General features: G+C 64.7%; 1 protein-coding gene. It reads right to left on the reverse strand.

What is annotated here, in order from left to right; translation table 11 throughout:
* Positions 1 to 57: 57 nt before the first annotated feature.
* Positions 58 to 1,188 carry an IS5 family transposase gene (locus HBA54_RS28585; protein ID WP_167232138.1) on the reverse strand — a complete coding sequence of 377 codons (1,131 nt, stop codon included), beginning with the start codon at positions 1,186 to 1,188 and terminating at the stop codon, positions 58 to 60.
* Positions 1,189 to 1,268: the final 80 nt, after the last annotated feature.

A 1,268-nucleotide genomic window follows, 5' to 3' on the forward strand; every position in this document is an offset into this window, starting at 1 on the left:
GGTGGTTTTGGGTGCTGGTCTATCCCGGGTGATCGGCGCTTTGGTGGAGCGTTGGTCTCATGTTTGGGCCAGGAGCTTTGGTATTCGCACAAGATTGCAGGCGGTGGCGGTGAGGGTGAAGGCCCAGCCGACGCGCTCGAGGCCCCGGTGGCGGGTCTTGGCGAGGTTGCCGGTGGTCTTGATCCAGCCGAAGCCCTCCTCGATACGCTTGCGCACGCGTTGGCTCACGGCGTAGCCCGGGTGCCGGGTCGTGCGCTTGTCGATGGCGGTTCTGCGCGGCCTGGCGTTGACCCGGACATTCCCGTCGATGGCGATGTGAGGGGTGACGGCGCGCTCGCGCAGGTCCTCGATAAAGCTGCGGACATCGAAAGCCTTGTCGCCGGCCAGGGTGATGCGCCGTCGCCGGGCCCCTGCGCCTGAGGGGCGGCGGTCGAGCATGTCCAGAGCGGCTTGGCGCTCGGCCATGCCACCGGCCCGGGTCAGTTCGGCATCGACAATCAGGGCGTTGCGGTTCTCCATCAGAAGATGGCCCATGAAACAAAGCCGGCTGCTCTGGCCGTTGCCCTTGCGGTAGAGCTTGGCGTCAGGATCGGTCGTCGAGGCATGGGTCTCGTTCGAGCGTTTTTCGCCCCGGAAATCCCGCTCGGCGTTGCGACCGGTTGGCGGCGATGTGTCGTCGGAACCCTCGTCGTCCGGGCAATCCTTGGGTCGGAAGCTCTTCATCGAGGCCCAGGCATCGATCAGCGTGCCGTCGACAGAGAAATGCTCATCCGACAGCAGCGTCTTGACCCGGGTCTGGCTCAGCACCGCGGCCAGAAACTTGGCCGCGATCGCGCCCTCGATCAGCCGGTCCCGGTTCTTGGAGAACACCGTCGCGTCCCACACAGGGGCGTCCATCGACAGCCCCACAAACCAACGAAACAGCAGGTTGTAGTCCAGCTGCTCCATCAGCTGGCGCTCCGAGCGGACCGAGTAGAAGGCCTGCACCAACAGGGCCCGCAGCAGCTTCTCCGGCGGGATCGACGGGCGCCCGATCTTCGAATAGAGACGCTCGAACTCCGGCGAGAGGACTTCCAACGCCTCGTCCACGATCGCCCGGATCGCCCGCAAGGGATGATCGCCCGGTACCCGCGCTTCGCAGCTCACATACGAAAATAGTGCTCCGCTCTCCCGATCCTCGCCCCGCATCGCGCCCTCCATGATCGCAAACCAAACGCCATAGAGAATCACGACCAAAAGACTTCGGCGAGCCCTTTTTCAGCAGCCTG

Source organism: Pelagibius litoralis (assembly GCF_011683915.1).
In the GTDB taxonomy this organism is placed as follows: domain Bacteria; phylum Pseudomonadota; class Alphaproteobacteria; order Kiloniellales; family Kiloniellaceae; genus Pelagibius; species Pelagibius litoralis.